We start from the raw sequence: 14,983 nt of genomic DNA, 5'->3' as shown, positions 1-14,983 counted from the left end.
ACAATAGAAGCTATCATTGCAAAAATGATCACAATGAGGTGCGCGATGTCTGTTTTTCCGCTCGATCTCAACGCCATGTATTTTTTCACCCAGGTCGTTGAGCACAAAGGATTTACCGCTGCCGGCAAAGCGCTGGGTATCCCCACCTCTCGCCTGAGTCGCCAGGTGGCGCAATTGGAACGCCAACTCAACCTGCGGTTGCTGCAAAGAACCTCGCGGCGTCTCCAACTCACCGACGTCGGCCACGAGGTCTATCAGCACTGCGTCGCAATGATGCAGCAAGCGCATCAGGCCCAGCAGGCGGCCTTGCGCACGCTGGCGGAACCGAACGGTACCGTACGCTTCAGCGTGTCACCGCTGCTGGCGGACGAAGTGATCGCATCTATTTTGCCGACGTTCATGGCGCGCTTCCCCCGAGTGAACGTGGAAACGCACGTCACTGCCCGACGGGTAGATCTGTTGGAAGAAGGGCTGGACTTCACCCTCCGCGGACTTGGCATCGCCAACGAGGCCGCAGGGCTCATTCAACGGCGGCTCGGCACCGCCAAATGGCTGCTGGCCGCCAGCCCGGCATGGCTGGCGCGACACGGCGCCCCCGCAACGCCACAGCAGCTGAGCGATATGTCCTGCCTGCTTTACCCGCCACAGCAAGGCGCGCCGGGCTGGCGGCTCTACGGGCCGGAAAACGCCGTGATTAACGTGCCCTTCTCGCCCCGGTTAAGCAGCGATAATTTACAGGTCATCCTGCATGCCGCCCTTGATGGACAAGGCATTTGCGGTATCCCCTACTATGCCTGCCGCCAGGCGCTCGCGCGGGGGGATTTACAAGAGGTGCTCAGCGGGTGGCATCCACAAAATGGCGAGCTGGTGCTGCTTTACCCATCACGGCGTGGTATGCCACCGGCGGTAAAAGCGCTGATCGAATTTTTTTGCCGGGAAATACCGCCGCTGCTGGACGACCGCTAACCGCAGGTAAAGATGATTATTCCAAACAAAGTCAATAATAAGCCTGGCAATATATACGGAATGCACCTGACGTTATTTATGTAACTGCACGGATCACATAAATAACGCTTCACAGAGTGATTCCAACGTAAAGAAATAACTCTCTGCATATCAATGAAATACTTACAACCAGATTAAAAAATGAAAGATGAATGCAGAAAAAAACCGCAATAATTTGTGTATATTCTAAACATTGACTATGTTTAGACATACTATTTATATGCAGATAAAAACGCCAAATAAAAAAGAGAAAGGCGTCTAGCAAAGTTAAATCAACCCCGCTAGCCACGAGGGTAAAAACTATTTTATAGCAATATTCCGAGGGAATTTAATTTCCACGGAACGGGTAACCTTGCGTTTTATCAAACCAATAGGCTACACACCGCAATTAATATCATTATTAGTATTCCGGAGAGCGACAATGAAAATCGTTACAGGCATCATCCTTACCTCTGTAGCCGCCTTCAGCGGCGCGGCTTACGCGGCCGATGCGCAGCCTACCACCGGCAGCGCGGCGGTGACGCTGGAACACGTGCACGCCGTGATGGAAAACGGCAGCCCGGCGCCACAGCACGACGCCGCCTGCAAAAAAGAACTTTCCATGCCGGAATCGAAATATATGGGCATGAAGGTTAAAACCGATTACACCATTAACAGCAGCACCATGATGATGTCGGCCAAATCGATGTTCCCATCACCGGATTCCATGAAGCCCATGGAGCTGACGGTCGATCTCTCCGCGTTGGGCCTGGCGGATGTGTATGCCTTCGGCGCCTTTAAACCGGCCGCACTGCCGCAGGCCTATATTTATTTCACCATCGACAAGGATTTTAAAAATCCGGTCAGTACCTTTATGATCATCAACCAAGGCAAGCAATATAACTGCGTAATCTCCAGCTCGAATAAAATGATGAGCAAAGAGATGCGCGGCAAGATGATGATGAAAAAACAGTAGCGGAATGAAAAGCGGCGCTCCCCTTAACAGGAAGCGCCGCCAGAAAACGCGTTAAATCAGACCAGGATTGTATTTCTGGTTGAATTTCTCTTCCGACTGGAACAGATAAATAATGCCTTCGATAAAGCCGACAATCGCCGGGATCCCCGTCCAGCAGAACAGCAGGTAGAACAGCCCCCACCACTTCATGCCCAGGTAAACAATGAGCTTTCCAAACTGTGGGACGGGTATCACGACGCACATACCAAAGAGAACGTGTCAGGATACAGCAACAAGAAGTTCCGCCAGTACATCGATACTTACTGCGGCAATCCATCGAAATCATTTATAAAAAAAGCGACGCAAATAATAATCACATCTGGGAAGTAAAGGTGTGGGGAGACAATCAGGAAACACAAGAGTACTTGTATCTCCGCAAGGCGCTGGAAGACACCTACGAGAAATATCCCCCTCCCGCAAAGAGATAAATTAATCGTTGTCCTCTCTCCGGTTGGGGAGGGGATAACAAAGATCTTGTCGGCGTATCTCCCCTTGTTTTCGAACACACCAATAGAGTCCTCATTCTCACAGTTATGTATCCTTCTCCTTATACTGATCTTCTCCGCAAACAACGTGTGCGGCCGTCGTTCGGAATCGGACTGAGCACAAACATGATAACGCAGTGATTTTGCACAATGCAGAGTGTCTAATTACAGTGGGGTTGTGTCGAAAATAAAATACAAACTGGCCGTTGATGCGCTGACTGAAAAAGCTAAAGGCAGTGGGAATAGCCGCCTGGGCAAGGCGGCTGTGATATTCAGGGAATGATTAACTATCAGAAATGACCATTGCAATCTGCTGACAAGCCTTTATTTAGGCAAAAATCAACCATACTCCCCCAAGAAGGCCCACCGCCATTAGGATACATTACACTTGATGGCGTTCCGGGGGCCCAACATGTCCCGTTTGCATCGATATAAGTCCCGTTATCAACACCGCGTTGATCGACTACATTTGTGGATTCACGGTGACCATCAGTTACAAATCCGCCGCTTACTGATGCTAACATGTTACCTGTTAACTCTTTCATTAATAATTTCCTTATAAAAAATATTTTATTACTCACATCCATGCTTCAATACTGACGTGTATTCATCGTAAAATGAAACACGTCTTAACACATCACCTTTGAGTAAGGTAATTTTGTTTTTCTTGTATGGCAGAAAAAGAGGGTCCATTTCGCGATAAGATAGCTTGATTAGGCCGCAAGCAGCATATAGCTTGGCTTCTGGAGTGGCTTTTTCATCTTTTGCCAACCTAATAAAAATGTCTTTTGAGTTATTCTTATTCAGAATGGCGTTATATGCCATTTCACCGTCACTTATTTTACCAGCAAAGCCATTCATTCCAAGCGAAAAAAAAGATGTCTTTTTCAGTATTTCATACTCTGTGTTTTCAGCTGCCTTCAGAAAAGAAGAGTGTAATATCAAGAATGGAATAAGAAGTTTTAAAATTCGCATAGTAAGTTCCATTACCCTCGAGTTCCCTTTATTCATTACCTTAGCACTATAAACAAATCGGGTTCAAGAGGCAATGTTGAAAATATCATGCAGAGATAGGGTAATGCCTTCGTTGAACAGAGGGAGCAGCGTATGAATCCCTCTAAGGCTATTTTTCTGCATAACATCGTCCTGTGAGAGGTACACTGGCACTGCAAATGTGGCATTCAGTTAAAGTGAGCTGCAGGAGACGCTGGCTGAACATAGCTTGAATGCCGAACACTCCACGATAGAGTTTTATCCCGTATATTGCTCAATAATCTAGTGACACCAGCTCACCGCAATGCTGGTGTTTAACGAATTGTTGACGGCATAATAGGGCAGGACTAAATTCCCCCTCTCTTTATAAGGAAGTAACAAGGTGTTTCGCCAGGAAGCGATCGATAATCAGAAAATGAAATGGCGTGGCCGGGCGCTCCTACTTCCTGGCATTCCCTTTTGGCTCACGGCAGGGCTCTGCCTGTTTTTTCTCATTGCTTTTCTCACCTTCGTGATCGCCGGTACCTATACCCGGCGGATCAATGTGACCGGCGAGATCAGCACCTATCCCCGCGCGGCCAACGTTTACTCCACGGTTCAAGGGGTAGTGGTCAAACAATTTGTCACCGAAGGGCAGGTGATCACCGTCGGAGCGCCCATTTACCAGATTGACGTCAGCAAAAGCACACGTAGCGGTGTAGTCAGCGATAACCAGCAACGGGATATCGATGGCCAGTTGGCACGCATTGCGCAAATCATCAGCCGACTGGAAAGCAGTAAGCAGGCCACGCTCACTATGCTGGAAAAACAGAAGGCGCAATATACCGCCGCGTTCTCACGCTCAACCGACATCCTTCGGCGTGCTCAGGAAGGGATACGCATCATGAAGGAGAACATGGAGAACTACCGACACTATCAGACCAAGGGACTGATCAACAAGGATCAGCTCACCAACCAGGTGGCGCTGTATTACCAGCAGCAGAACAACTTGCTGGGCCTATCCGGCCAGAACGAACAGAATGCACTGCAGATCACCGCGCTGGAAAGCCAGATCCATACCCAGGCCGCCAACTTCGACAACCAGATCTACCAGATGGAGCTGCAGCGCTACGAGCTGCAGAAGGAGCGGCTCAACATCGATGCCGGTGGAGCGATCATCGTTCGTGCGCTGGCCGATGGCCGCATCGATTCTCTGAGCGTCACGGTTGGCCAGATGGTCAACGTGGGTGACAGTCTGCTGCAAGTGATCCCCCACGACATCGATCACTACGCCCTGGTGCTGTGGATACCTAACGATGCCATCCCCTACATTGCTGCCGGTGACAAGGTCAATGTACGTTATGACGCCTTCCCGGCGGAAAAATTCGGCCAGTTTGCCGGTACGGTGTCCGTCATTTCCAAAGCCCCGGCCTCACCGCAGGAAATGCTGACCTATCAGGGGGCACCCAAAGCGGCGCTGACCGCCGCCGTGCCGTACTACAAGGTGATTGTCATTCCGGAAAAACAGGCCATTGCCTATGACGGTAAACGTCTGAGCCTGGAAAACGGCATGAAAGCGCAAAGCACCCTGTTTCTGGAAAAAAGGAGGATTTATCAGTGGATGCTGTCGCCGTTCTACGACATGAAACACAGCGCGACGGGGCCGGTCAATGAGTAAGCCTGCATTCAAACAGCTGGTCAGCCAACTGGATCTGCGGCTACGTCACCGGGTTCCCATGGTGCACCAGACCGAGTCGTCGGAATGCGGGCTGGCCTGTCTGGCGATGATATGCGGTTACTACGGAAAAACCATCGACCTGATCGCGCTGCGCCAGCAGTTCAACCTGTCAACCCGCGGTGCAACACTGGTTGGACTGACCGGTATCGCCGAGCAACTAGGGTTGAGCACCCGTCCCCTGTCTCTGGATCTGGACGAACTCAACGCGCTGAAACTGCCCTGCATTCTACACTGGGAATTCAACCATTTCGTGGTGCTGGTCAGCGTCAACGGTCACCGCGCGGTGCTGCATGATCCGGCGCGCGGACGCCGGGTCATAAGCCTGACGGAACTGTCGCACAGTTTCACCGGCGTAGCGCTTGAGGCCTGGCCTGGCAGCGAATTCACCGCCGACAGCATTCGCCACCGCATTCACCTGCGCACGCTGATTGGCAGCGTACACGGGCTCAAGGGGGCGCTCGGCAAAATCTTTTGCCTGTCTCTGGTGTTCGAAACCATCAACCTGGTGATGCCCATCGGCACGCAGTTGGTGATGGATCACGCTATTCCTGCCGGGGATCGCGGGTTACTGACGCTCATCTGCGTTGGGCTGATGCTGTTCATCCTGCTGCGGGCCGCCATTGGCATGGTGCGTGCCTGGTCCGGACTGGTCATGTCGACGCTCATCAACGTGCAGTGGCAATCCGGTCTGTTTACCCACCTGTTGCGCCTGCCGCTCGGTTACTTTGAACGGCGTAAGCTGGGTGACATTCAGTCACGCTTCAGTTCACTGGATACGCTGCGCAGCACTTTCACCACCAGTATTATCGGCGCCATCATGGACGGCATCATGGTGATTGGCGTGCTGGTGATGATGGTGCTGTATGGTGGCTGGTTGACCTGGGTGGTGATCGCGTTCACCGCGCTTTATGTGCTGATACGCCTGCTGACCTACGGGTATTATCGCCAGCTGTCCGAAGAGGCGCTGGTGAGAAATGCCCGCGCCGGTTCCTATTTTATGGAGACGCTGTACGGTATCGCCACCGTCAAGATGCAGGGCATGGCGGAACGCCGCATCGCCCACTGGCTAAATCTTGAAATCGACAGCATCAATACCGGTATCCGGATCACCCGAATGGACATGCTGTTTGGCGGGATCAACACCTTCGTGGCGGCCTGTGACCAGGTTGTTATTCTGTGGTTGGGAACCAGTCTAGTTATTGATAATCAAATGACTATCGGCATGTTCGTCGCGTTCGGTGCTTTTCGGGGCCAGTTCTCCGATCGTATCGGGTCTCTGACGGCGTTTCTACTGCAGCTTCGCATGATGAGCCTGCATAACGAACGCATTGCCGATATTGCCCTGCATCCACGGGAAGATCGCAAGCCCGACCTCCCATATATCTCGGGAATGCAACCGATGAGGTTGTCCACCCACGCTCTGAGCTACCGATACGACAGCCAGTCACCGGCGGTCTTTGATGCCTTGGACATCAACGTTGCACCGGGAGAAAGCGTAGCCATCGTGGGCCCGTCCGGGGCAGGCAAGACCACGCTGATGAAGGTGTTGTGCGGGCTGTTTCCTCCGGATTCAGGGAAGGTCGAGGTGAACGGCGTCGATATCCGGCAGCTCGGCATCAACAACTACCACAAGATGATCGCCTGCGTGATGCAGGACGACAAACTGTTCTCCGGCTCAATCCGGGAAAATATTTGCGGGTTCGTGGACGAGGTAGATAACGCATGGATGGAAACCTGCGCCCGAGCCAGCTATCTGCATGAAGTGATCATGAGAATGCCTATGGGGTATGAAACCCTGATCGGCGAACTGGGGGAAGGATTATCCGGCGGACAGAAGCAACGCCTGTTCATTGCCCGGGCCATTTACAAGAAACCGGCGATTTTGTTCCTGGACGAGGCGACCAGTGCGCTGGACAAGGACAGTGAAGCGAAGGTGAATCAGGCGATTAAGGCACTCAGCATTACACGGGTGATTATTGCCCACCGCGAAACCACCATTGCCTCGGCCGATCGCGTCATCGTTCTGACCCACAAGGCGGATCAATGAACAAATCACGCTTTGCATTTACGCTGGCCTGTTTTGCGCTGGTTCTTCTCATGGTGGGCCTGTCCTTTTACCCCTGGTTTCTGAGCGATAACGCCGCGTTTGTGCAAACCGGTCTGATGCTACCCGTGCTGTATCTCCTCGAGTTCGGGCTCATCGTCCCGTTATATTTGGCCTTTTTTAGCAAAGAGCACGGTATGGGCGTGGGAAAAATTAACGGGCGGTTAATGATTGCGTTCACGGTATTCATTCTGCTGCTCCAATACCTAGGCGCCTATATTTTGGGGATTAGGAAAGCAGAAAGCTGGATGACCGAACAAGAAGCGGTAAGGGGCTGCGTATTTTGGGTGAACACGCTCCTGTTGGTCTTTCTCGTTCCCATTTACGAAGAAATGGTATTCAGAGGGTGTCTTTTCAGTGGGTTGTTGCAGATATTCAAAGGCAATATCTATTGGTCTGCACTCACGACGTCAGCTGTCTTTGCCATCCTGCATACCCAGTACTCGGATATCCGCACGTTCATGATCCTGGCACTGGTATCGCTGCTTTTGATTGCTGCACGCATTGTATCGAGAGGAGTGGCCATGCCGGTACTGCTGCATATGCTGATGAATGGCTTCATCATGGCGACTAGCTATTACTTTTCATAGCGTTAGCATCGAAAACAAGGCCTCCACCCATCACTTTTTCCTGAGTCTCAGCACATTTTTTTTCCACCATGCGCTGGTCACAAAGGCATAGACTAATGCGATAACGGCAGAATAGCATAGGGTTTTTATGACTAAAATTGATTTAAATTCAGCCCCTTGAACAACATCCACTACGGTAAAACAAAATAGAAAAAGAAAAAAAACACGGATAAATTTCTTCATGGCGAAATGAGCTTCTCCTTTAGAGTGGCCGGGAGGTATTCCCGGCCAGCACTGAATTACCAGTGGCATTGTCCATTAACACTGTTTTTGTTGCTGTCCCCGCCAAAGGCACCACGGTCGTTACCGCCGTTGTTACTGTGAGTGGCATTCCATGCAGCATCAAAACTGGCCGCGCCAATAACACCACCGAGAGCGGTACCTGCAATCGCACCTAATGGTGCACCTGGCCCAGTGAGCATCCCTCCGATAACACCTCCGGCAGCTGCCGCTGCCGCTGCCGCGGCATCACGCCCAGAATCATGGCCGCGAGAGCCGCCACCATTATCAGTACGATCGCCGCCGTTGTTACCGCGACCGCCAGAGACAAAACCCAGCATAGAAGGATCAATAACTTTCATAAACAACTCCTTTTGATGATGAAACAACAGTGTGTAAAGTTATGTAAAGCGACTAATTATTAACCCACACAACGTGAGGTTTCAAGGAGAAATTGTTAGAAAATTTTAAGTTTTTCATTACTAGATCATCATTCGCAGGGCTGACTGCACTCCGGCGACGCCCGGTTAAAAATGACAGGGTAGCAATACTGACGTTATCCAGTACACCCTTTATGCATAGGATATTTGATCCGAGTATGTCTGTTTTCGCATCTGATGAGAAAAAGAACGAAAATGGCATAGCGGTTATATACTCCATATGCCACACATCTGCATACTAGACCTATGCCTTATAGGCCATGAAATCAGGAAGACATCATGCAAACTGTATCAATTTTTAAAATGACAATAACAATACCGCTAAAAATGGCAACCTGAGATATACATTGGCCAGTCTATTTTTGCCCACTTAAAATGACCGCTTAGACTTGTTCCGAAGTAACCTGTTGTGGCCGCTCTCTAATGTATTCCGTCAGCGAGCGCGCTATGATTTCCTATGCTTCACTCAGGATTCTGAACAGATAATGTCCGATAAGTCCTGCTCTTCAACCCACTGCCCCTGTGGCAAATCCGGTCAGCACCTTTATGATCATCAACCAAGGCAAGCAATATAACTGCGTAATCTCCAGCTCGAATAAAATGATGAGCAAAGAGATGCGCGGCAAGATGATGATGAAAAAACAGTAGCGGAATGAAAAGCGGCGCTCCCCTTAACAGGAAGCGCCGCCAGAAAACGCGTTAAATCAGACCAGGATTGTATTTCTGGTTGAATTTCTCTTCCGACTGGAACAGATAAATAATGCCTTCGATAAAGCCGACAATCGCCGGGATCCCCGTCCAGCAGAACAGCAGGTAGAACAGCCCCCACCACTTCATGCCTAAGTAAAACTTGTGAATGCCCAACCCACCCAGGAAGATGGCCAGCAGGGCCGCCGCGAGCTTGTCTTTTCTGCTCATAGTGCACTTCTCCTAACTTCTCACCGAACCACCGGCATGTCCAAAAAACGGATGCCGCTCCACAGAGCGCCGCATCACAATGCTTGAGGAGAAAAACATTCATCCATCAAGACTCAACAGGGGTAATTATAACAGCGGATGATTAAACGGTTGTTTAACCGGCGAAAAGGTAAGCAAAGGGAATCTGAAGGAGAGGTGGTGCCGATAATAGGAGTCGAACCTACGACCTTCGCATTACGAATGCGCTGCTCTACCAACTGAGCTATATCGGCATCGAGCCGGGCCTGCGGGGCAAGCCGGAAGTGCGTTGAACAAGGTAGACCTGTGCACGAAATGAGTCAATAGCCGCCGGGGCGTTTGGTTGTTTTGCAAGCAGCCACACTGCCGCGCGTTGGCCCTTCCAAAAAAATCAGGACGCAGCACGCTGCGCCCTGACGTATTTACTACCGCAATCCGGCCTTAGCTGCGCACCAGATCGTCGCCGTAGCCGATCCACTTGTAGGTGGTCAGCGCGTCCAGGCCCATCGGGCCGCGGGCGTGCAGTTTCTGGGTGCTTACCGCCACTTCCGCGCCCAGGCCGAACTGGCCGCCGTCGGTGAAACGGGTGCTGGCGTTGACGTACACCGCCGAGGAGTCCACCGCGCGCACGAAGTGCTCGGCGCTGCTCAGCGAGCGGGTGAGGATCGCGTCGGAGTGGTTGGTGCCGTGGGTGCGGATGTGGTCGATGGCCTGATCGATATCGTCCACCAGCAGCACGTTCAGATCCAGCGACAGCCATTCGTCGTCGTAATCTTCCGCGTTCACCGGCACCACCGTCGCCGGGCCGCCCTGCAGCAGCGGCAGCGCGTTTTCCGCCGCGTGCAGCGTCACGCCCGCCGCCGCCATTTTGGCGCTCAGCGCCGGCAGGAACTCGGTGGCGATGCTGCGGTTCACCAGCAGCGTCTCCAGCGAGTTACAGGCGCTCGGGCGCTGGATCTTGGCGTTTTCAATCACCGTCAGCGCCTTGTCGAAATCGACGTCGGCATCCACGTAGGTATGGCACACGCCGATGCCGCCGGTGATTACCGGGATGGTCGATTGCTCGCGGCACAGCTTGTGCAGGCCGGCGCCGCCGCGCGGGATCAGCATGTCGACATAGCGATCCAGGCGCAGCAGTTCGTTCACCAGCGCACGATCCGGACTGTCGATCGCCTGCACCGCCGCCGCCGGCAGGCCGCACTGTTCCAGCGCCTGCTGGATCACTTTCACCGTCGCCTGGTTGGTGTTGTGCGTCTCTTTACCGCCGCGCAGGATCACCGCGTTGCCGGTTTTCAGGCACAGGCTGGCGACGTCGATGGTGACGTTCGGCCGCGCCTCGTAAATCACGCCGATCACGCCGAGCGGCACCCGGCGGCGCTCCAGCTTCAGCCCGCTGTCCAGCAGGTTGCCGTCCAGCACGTGGCCGACCGGATCGTTCAGGCGGCACACCTGGCGCACGTCGTTGGCGATCGCCGCCAGCCGCGCCGGCGTCAACAGCAGGCGATCGAGCAGCGCTTCGCTCATGCCGGTGGCGCGCGCCTGCGCCATGTCTTGTTCGTTCGCCAGCAGGATCGCTTCGCTGCTGGCTTCCAGCCTGTCGGCCATCACCGACAGCACCTGATTCTTCTTCGCCGTGCTCAGCACCGCCAGCTGCCAGGAGGCCTGCTTGGCGGCCTTCCCCATCTGCTCCAGCATGCTCACTCCTTAACTGACAATCATATCGTCGCGGTGCACTGCCACCGGACCGTATTCATAACCGAGGATCTCGCTGATTTCCTGCGAGTGGTGCCCGGCGATCATGCGCATCGCGTCGCTGTTGTAGCGGCTGACGCCGTGCGCCAGATCGCGCCCCGCCAGGTTGCGAATGCGGATCACTTCGCCGCGCGAGAAGTCGCCCTTCACTTCGCGAATGCCCTTCGGCAGCAGCGAGCTGCCGCGCGCCATCATCGCTTCCACCGCGCCATCGTCGACGGTGATCTCACCGGCCGGCGGCGCACCGAAGATCCAGCGCTTGCGGTTTTCCAGCGGGGTTTCCAGCGCGTGGAAACGGGTGCCCACCGGTTTGCCTTCGATCACGTCCGCCACCACGCCCGGCTTGCTGCCCGCGGCGATCACCACGTCGATGCCGGCGCGGCAGGCCACGTCGGCCGCCTGCAGCTTGGTGCCCATGCCGCCGGTGCCCAGGCCGGAGACGCTGTCGCCGGCGATGGCACGCAGCGCGTCGTCGATACCGTGCACTTCACGGATCAGTTCGGCCTGCGGGTTGTTGCGCGGATCGGCGGTGTAGAGGCCCTGCTGATCGGTCAGCAGCAGCAGTTTATCGGCCCCGGCCAGAATGGCCGCCAGCGCCGATAGGTTATCGTTGTCGCCCACCTTGATTTCGGCGGTGGCGACGGCGTCGTTCTCATTGATTACCGGCACGATGCGGTTGTCCAGCAGCGCCGTCATGGTGTCGCGCGCGTTGAGGAAGCGCTCGCGGTCTTCCAGATCGGCGCGCGTCAGCAGCATCTGCCCGACGTGGATGCCGTAAATGGAGAACAGCTGTTCCCACAGCTGGATCAGCCGGCTCTGCCCCACCGCCGCCAGCAGCTGCTTGGAAGCGATAGTGGCGGGCAGTTCGGGGTAGCCCAGGTGTTCGCGCCCGGCGGCGATGGCGCCGGAGGTGACGATGACGATGCGGTGGCCCGCGGCGTGTTGCTGCGCGCACTGGCGCACCAATTCGACGATGTGGGCGCGGTTCAGACGCAGCGATCCGCCGGTCAACACGCTGGTGCCCAATTTCACAACCAATGTCTGGCTGCCGTTCATAGTATTTCTGCCGTGTGTAATGATGAGAAGAAGAGTGCAAAGGTCTTTGTAACAGGAGAGACGCGTTATGCCAACAGGCACAACGCGAAATCAGCACAATACGTGGTCAAACGGGGTCAGGCGGAGAGTTTGATCAGTTTTTCTTTGAAATCGTCGGCGGGTTCCAGCCCCAGTTCCATGGTCGCCAGCAGCTCGCCCAGGCGGCGATGGAAGTCGCGCAGGGTGTCTTCCAACTTGGCGCTCACTTCATCATCCTTAATGTTTTGCGCCGTCCAGTCGCCTTCTTTGTCGAACAGGCCGAATTGGTACGAATAGGTGAAGCGCGCCTCTTCCGCCTGCAGCTCCATCCACCAGCCCCAGAACTCGCGCTTCTCCGGAGCGGGCTTTACATTGACGCAGACGGCCAAACAATCAAAGAAAAACCGGTCGTTCTCACATTGCCCTTCACGCAGGTACGGCCCCAAGCTGGCAAAACGTTTCATTAGTCGGCTTTTAGGGTGACCACTCGGTAACGTCATTCTCTAACCTCCTCAATGTAGACCACTCTTTTTAACAAACTGTTAAAATTTAGCAACTAATTAACGCATTTTGTCCCTCAGCCAACCGGACATCTGCAGCAACGCCCGGTGGAAGCTGTCGTAAACCGGGGTGCGCGGAATGGCGACCAGCTTGCCGCTCACCGAAGAGGTGACGATCAGCTGCGACTCCTCTTTCGGGCTGAGCGTATCGCGCTCCCAGTAGCCGGAGATCATCGGCGTCGGGCAGCGGCGCCCCAGCAGCCCCTGCATTTTCAGCGAGTAGCTGTTCAGCTCCACCTTCAGCACGTTGTCCGAGGCATTAGCCATGCCCATGCGGCTGGCCAGCACGTCCATATACATGTCCGGCACGTTCAGCTGGGTGCTGCTGTCACACAGCAGGCGATGCACTACCGGCCCCAGGCAGGCCACGCCGCGCAGCCGCTGCGGCTCCAGGTAGGCCAATCGCACCGCCACGTTGGCGCCGAAGCGGAAGCCAAAGGCGCTCACCCGCTGATGGTCCACCCACGGCACCGAGGCCAGCTGGATCAGCACCTGTTGGTGCAGATAGCTGGAGTCCTGCGTCAGCTTCCATTTGCAGGAGGAGCCGATCGACGGCATGTCGAGCGTCAGCATGGCGATGCCGTGCGGCGCCAGGTAGTCGCGGAACAGGCGGTGGTAGTCGGTCTGCAGCGTGTCGAGGCTGCCGCACATCAGCACCGTCGGGAACGGCGCTTCGCCCTTCTCCGGCATGTGCAGGAAACCGGTGACGCTGCCGCCGCCCTCGATACGAAACTCCAGCTCTTTCAGCTGATACGGCAGCAGCAGCGCCGCCTCTTCATAAGCGCGGTTGGCGAGCATCTCCGCCTGTTCAGCCAGCTCGTCGCCCTTCAGGTGCGGGTAACCGGCGATGCTGTACAGGCTCGCGGCCTTCAGCCAGTATTCGCCGCCGAGCAGCGGATCCTGCTGCTCCGTCGCCCGCTGCTGCCACTGCATGCCCTGATGGATCCACTCGTAGATCCAGTTGCCGTTGCGGTAGCCCACCACGGTATCCAGCCGCTGCGGATTGCTGCGCTCGGCGTCCGAGGCGGCGATGCGCGCCAGCACTTCGTGGATTTCGATCGGGCTGACGCCGCGCCAGGCCCACAGCAGCGGATTCAGCATGCGGTACCAGCTGCCGGTGGTGTCGCCTTCCAACGCGGAATGCATGGCGGCGCTCACTTTGTTGCGCGCGCGCAGCACCAGCGTCGAGGTTTCAGGGTGTTTGAATTTAGGCTTGAAAAGAATTTCAGAAAGGTTGGCCTGTGCCATGGTAACAACAGCCTCCGTAAATCTGGCGATAGGCCGCAAAAGGCCTACTTAACTGGAGGTAGTGTACCTAACTCTGGCGGGATAAACCAAGATAACGCAAACGCCCGGCATAACCGGGCGTTGACTTAGAACTGGCTGGGCTTAGCGGCCGCCGATAGGGGGAACGAAGCTGACGCCCATGTCCCACGGCTGTTCGATCCAGGTATCCTGCGGGATGTCGACCTCGTAGTCGTCCACCAGCGGACGGCCCGCCGGTTTGGCGAAGATGGTGACGAAATGCGCTTTCGGGTACATGTCGCGGATCGCTTTCGCTGTGCCGCCGGTATCCACCAGATCATCCACGACGATGAAGCCTTCACCGTCGCCTTCGGCGCGCTTGAGCACTTTCATTTCGCGTTGGTTGTCATGGTCATAGCTGGAAATGCAGACGGTATCCACATAGCGGATGCCCAGTTCGCGCGCCAGCAGGCCCGCCGGTACCAGACCGCCGCGGCTTACGGCAATGATGCCTGTCCATTTGTCGGCAGGCAGCAGGCGATGCGCCAGCTTGCGTGCGTGCATTTGCAGCATATCCCAGGTAACAACGTATTTTTCGCTCATAGAATCGTGTCCCAGCCGGCGGTGAAGCGGCTTATTTTATAGTTCAGGGGAAAAAAGGTTGCGCGAGATTATAGAGACTGGCCGCATTGAATTCCAGCTGTACCGAGGAAAACCTCGCGATTTCCGCCGCGCGGCTTTCCGGTGATTGATGCTGAAAAAACGAACGTTCCCGCAGCGAAGCCGTGTGATCAAGCGCTTAAACCGCACAATACGGGGCGCGCACCGCC

The 14,983-nt window shown here is 54.8% G+C and carries 16 protein-coding genes and 1 tRNA gene; 5 read left to right on the top strand and 12 right to left on the bottom strand.

Going from position 1 to position 14,983, the window contains the following annotated elements; all coding sequences use genetic code 11:
* Positions 1-45 precede the first annotated feature (45 nt).
* Together AC4PR2_RS03865 and AC4PR2_RS03860 are read left to right on the top strand one after the other, a co-directional pair.
* Positions 46-966, top strand: coding sequence for a LysR substrate-binding domain-containing protein (locus AC4PR2_RS03865; protein WP_197802443.1), 921 nt, complete (start codon positions 46-48; stop codon positions 964-966).
* Between the two features lie 460 nt (positions 967-1,426).
* Complete coding sequence (locus tag AC4PR2_RS03860; protein ID WP_060423146.1) at positions 1,427-1,960, top strand: hypothetical protein; 534 nt, start codon at positions 1,427-1,429, stop codon at positions 1,958-1,960.
* 51 nt (positions 1,961-2,011) lie between these two features.
* On the opposite strand, the gene AC4PR2_RS03855 is transcribed toward AC4PR2_RS03860, so the two are convergent.
* The 3 genes from AC4PR2_RS03855 to mchS3 all read right to left on the bottom strand — a co-directional run bounded on the left by AC4PR2_RS03855 (position 2,012) and on the right by mchS3 (position 3,471).
* Entirely contained in the window at positions 2,012-2,149 is a 138-nt protein-coding gene (locus tag AC4PR2_RS03855; protein WP_164268409.1) for a TM2 domain-containing protein, read from the bottom strand.
* A gap of 625 nt (positions 2,150-2,774) precedes the next feature.
* Positions 2,775-3,029: a hypothetical protein gene (locus AC4PR2_RS03850; RefSeq protein WP_204275850.1), complete on the bottom strand. Its 255-nt coding sequence runs from the start codon at positions 3,027-3,029 to the stop codon at positions 2,775-2,777.
* 28 nt (positions 3,030-3,057) lie between these two features.
* Positions 3,058-3,471, bottom strand: coding sequence for an MchS3 family protein (mchS3, locus tag AC4PR2_RS03845; protein WP_197802442.1), 414 nt, complete (start codon positions 3,469-3,471; stop codon positions 3,058-3,060).
* 388 nt (positions 3,472-3,859) lie between these two features.
* Here mchS3 and AC4PR2_RS03840 point away from each other — a divergent pair, with 388 nt between their 5' ends.
* From AC4PR2_RS03840 to AC4PR2_RS03830, 3 genes are read left to right on the top strand one after another with little or no spacing between them, the layout of a single operon-like run.
* The gene (locus AC4PR2_RS03840; RefSeq protein WP_330113304.1) at positions 3,860-5,134 is read left to right on the top strand and encodes an HlyD family secretion protein; all 1,275 of its coding nucleotides are present in this window, start codon (positions 3,860-3,862) and stop codon (positions 5,132-5,134) included.
* The gene (locus AC4PR2_RS03835) at positions 5,127-7,241 is read left to right on the top strand and encodes a peptidase domain-containing ABC transporter (RefSeq protein WP_492174904.1); all 2,115 of its coding nucleotides are present in this window, start codon (positions 5,127-5,129) and stop codon (positions 7,239-7,241) included. Before AC4PR2_RS03840 ends, AC4PR2_RS03835 begins: the two co-directional genes overlap by 8 nt.
* Complete coding sequence (locus tag AC4PR2_RS03830; protein ID WP_197802439.1) at positions 7,238-7,888, top strand: CPBP family glutamic-type intramembrane protease; 651 nt, start codon at positions 7,238-7,240, stop codon at positions 7,886-7,888. The genes AC4PR2_RS03835 and AC4PR2_RS03830 overlap by 4 nt, the downstream gene beginning before the upstream one ends.
* A 30-nt stretch (positions 7,889-7,918) precedes the next feature.
* Here AC4PR2_RS03830 and AC4PR2_RS03825 read toward each other — a convergent pair whose 3' ends face one another.
* The 9 genes from AC4PR2_RS03825 to gpt form a co-directional block, all read right to left on the bottom strand.
* Positions 7,919-8,110, bottom strand: a complete 192-nt coding sequence (locus AC4PR2_RS03825; RefSeq protein WP_197802438.1) for a hypothetical protein — start codon at positions 8,108-8,110, stop codon at positions 7,919-7,921.
* Positions 8,111-8,166: 56 nt separating this feature from the next.
* Entirely contained in the window at positions 8,167-8,508 is a 342-nt protein-coding gene (locus AC4PR2_RS03820) for a hypothetical protein (protein ID WP_192974011.1), read from the bottom strand.
* A gap of 777 nt (positions 8,509-9,285) precedes the next feature.
* Positions 9,286-9,504, bottom strand: coding sequence for a TM2 domain-containing protein (locus AC4PR2_RS03815; protein ID WP_015376761.1), 219 nt, complete (start codon positions 9,502-9,504; stop codon positions 9,286-9,288).
* Positions 9,505-9,700: 196 nt separating this feature from the next.
* Positions 9,701-9,776, bottom strand: a tRNA-Thr gene (locus AC4PR2_RS03810).
* A 187-nt stretch (positions 9,777-9,963) separates the two neighbouring features.
* Positions 9,964-11,217 (bottom strand): glutamate-5-semialdehyde dehydrogenase, encoded by a 1,254-nt coding sequence (gene proA / locus AC4PR2_RS03805; protein WP_060440625.1) that lies wholly within the window; start codon positions 11,215-11,217, stop codon positions 9,964-9,966.
* Between the two features lie 9 nt (positions 11,218-11,226).
* Entirely contained in the window at positions 11,227-12,330 is a 1,104-nt protein-coding gene (gene proB, locus AC4PR2_RS03800; protein ID WP_015376738.1) for a glutamate 5-kinase, read from the bottom strand.
* A 116-nt stretch (positions 12,331-12,446) separates the two neighbouring features.
* Positions 12,447-12,848, bottom strand: a complete 402-nt coding sequence (gene crl, locus AC4PR2_RS03795; RefSeq protein WP_033641981.1) for a sigma factor-binding protein Crl — start codon at positions 12,846-12,848, stop codon at positions 12,447-12,449.
* A 60-nt stretch (positions 12,849-12,908) separates the two neighbouring features.
* Positions 12,909-14,156, bottom strand: a complete 1,248-nt coding sequence (frsA, locus tag AC4PR2_RS03790) for an esterase FrsA (RefSeq protein ID WP_021504999.1) — start codon at positions 14,154-14,156, stop codon at positions 12,909-12,911.
* Between the two features lie 141 nt (positions 14,157-14,297).
* Entirely contained in the window at positions 14,298-14,756 is a 459-nt protein-coding gene (gpt, locus tag AC4PR2_RS03785) for a xanthine phosphoribosyltransferase (protein WP_025301674.1), read from the bottom strand.
* Between the last annotated feature and the right edge of the window lie 227 nt (positions 14,757-14,983).

Source organism: Serratia sp. A07, assembly GCF_058725505.1.
This window is presented reverse-complemented; position numbering and strand designations above follow the sequence as displayed.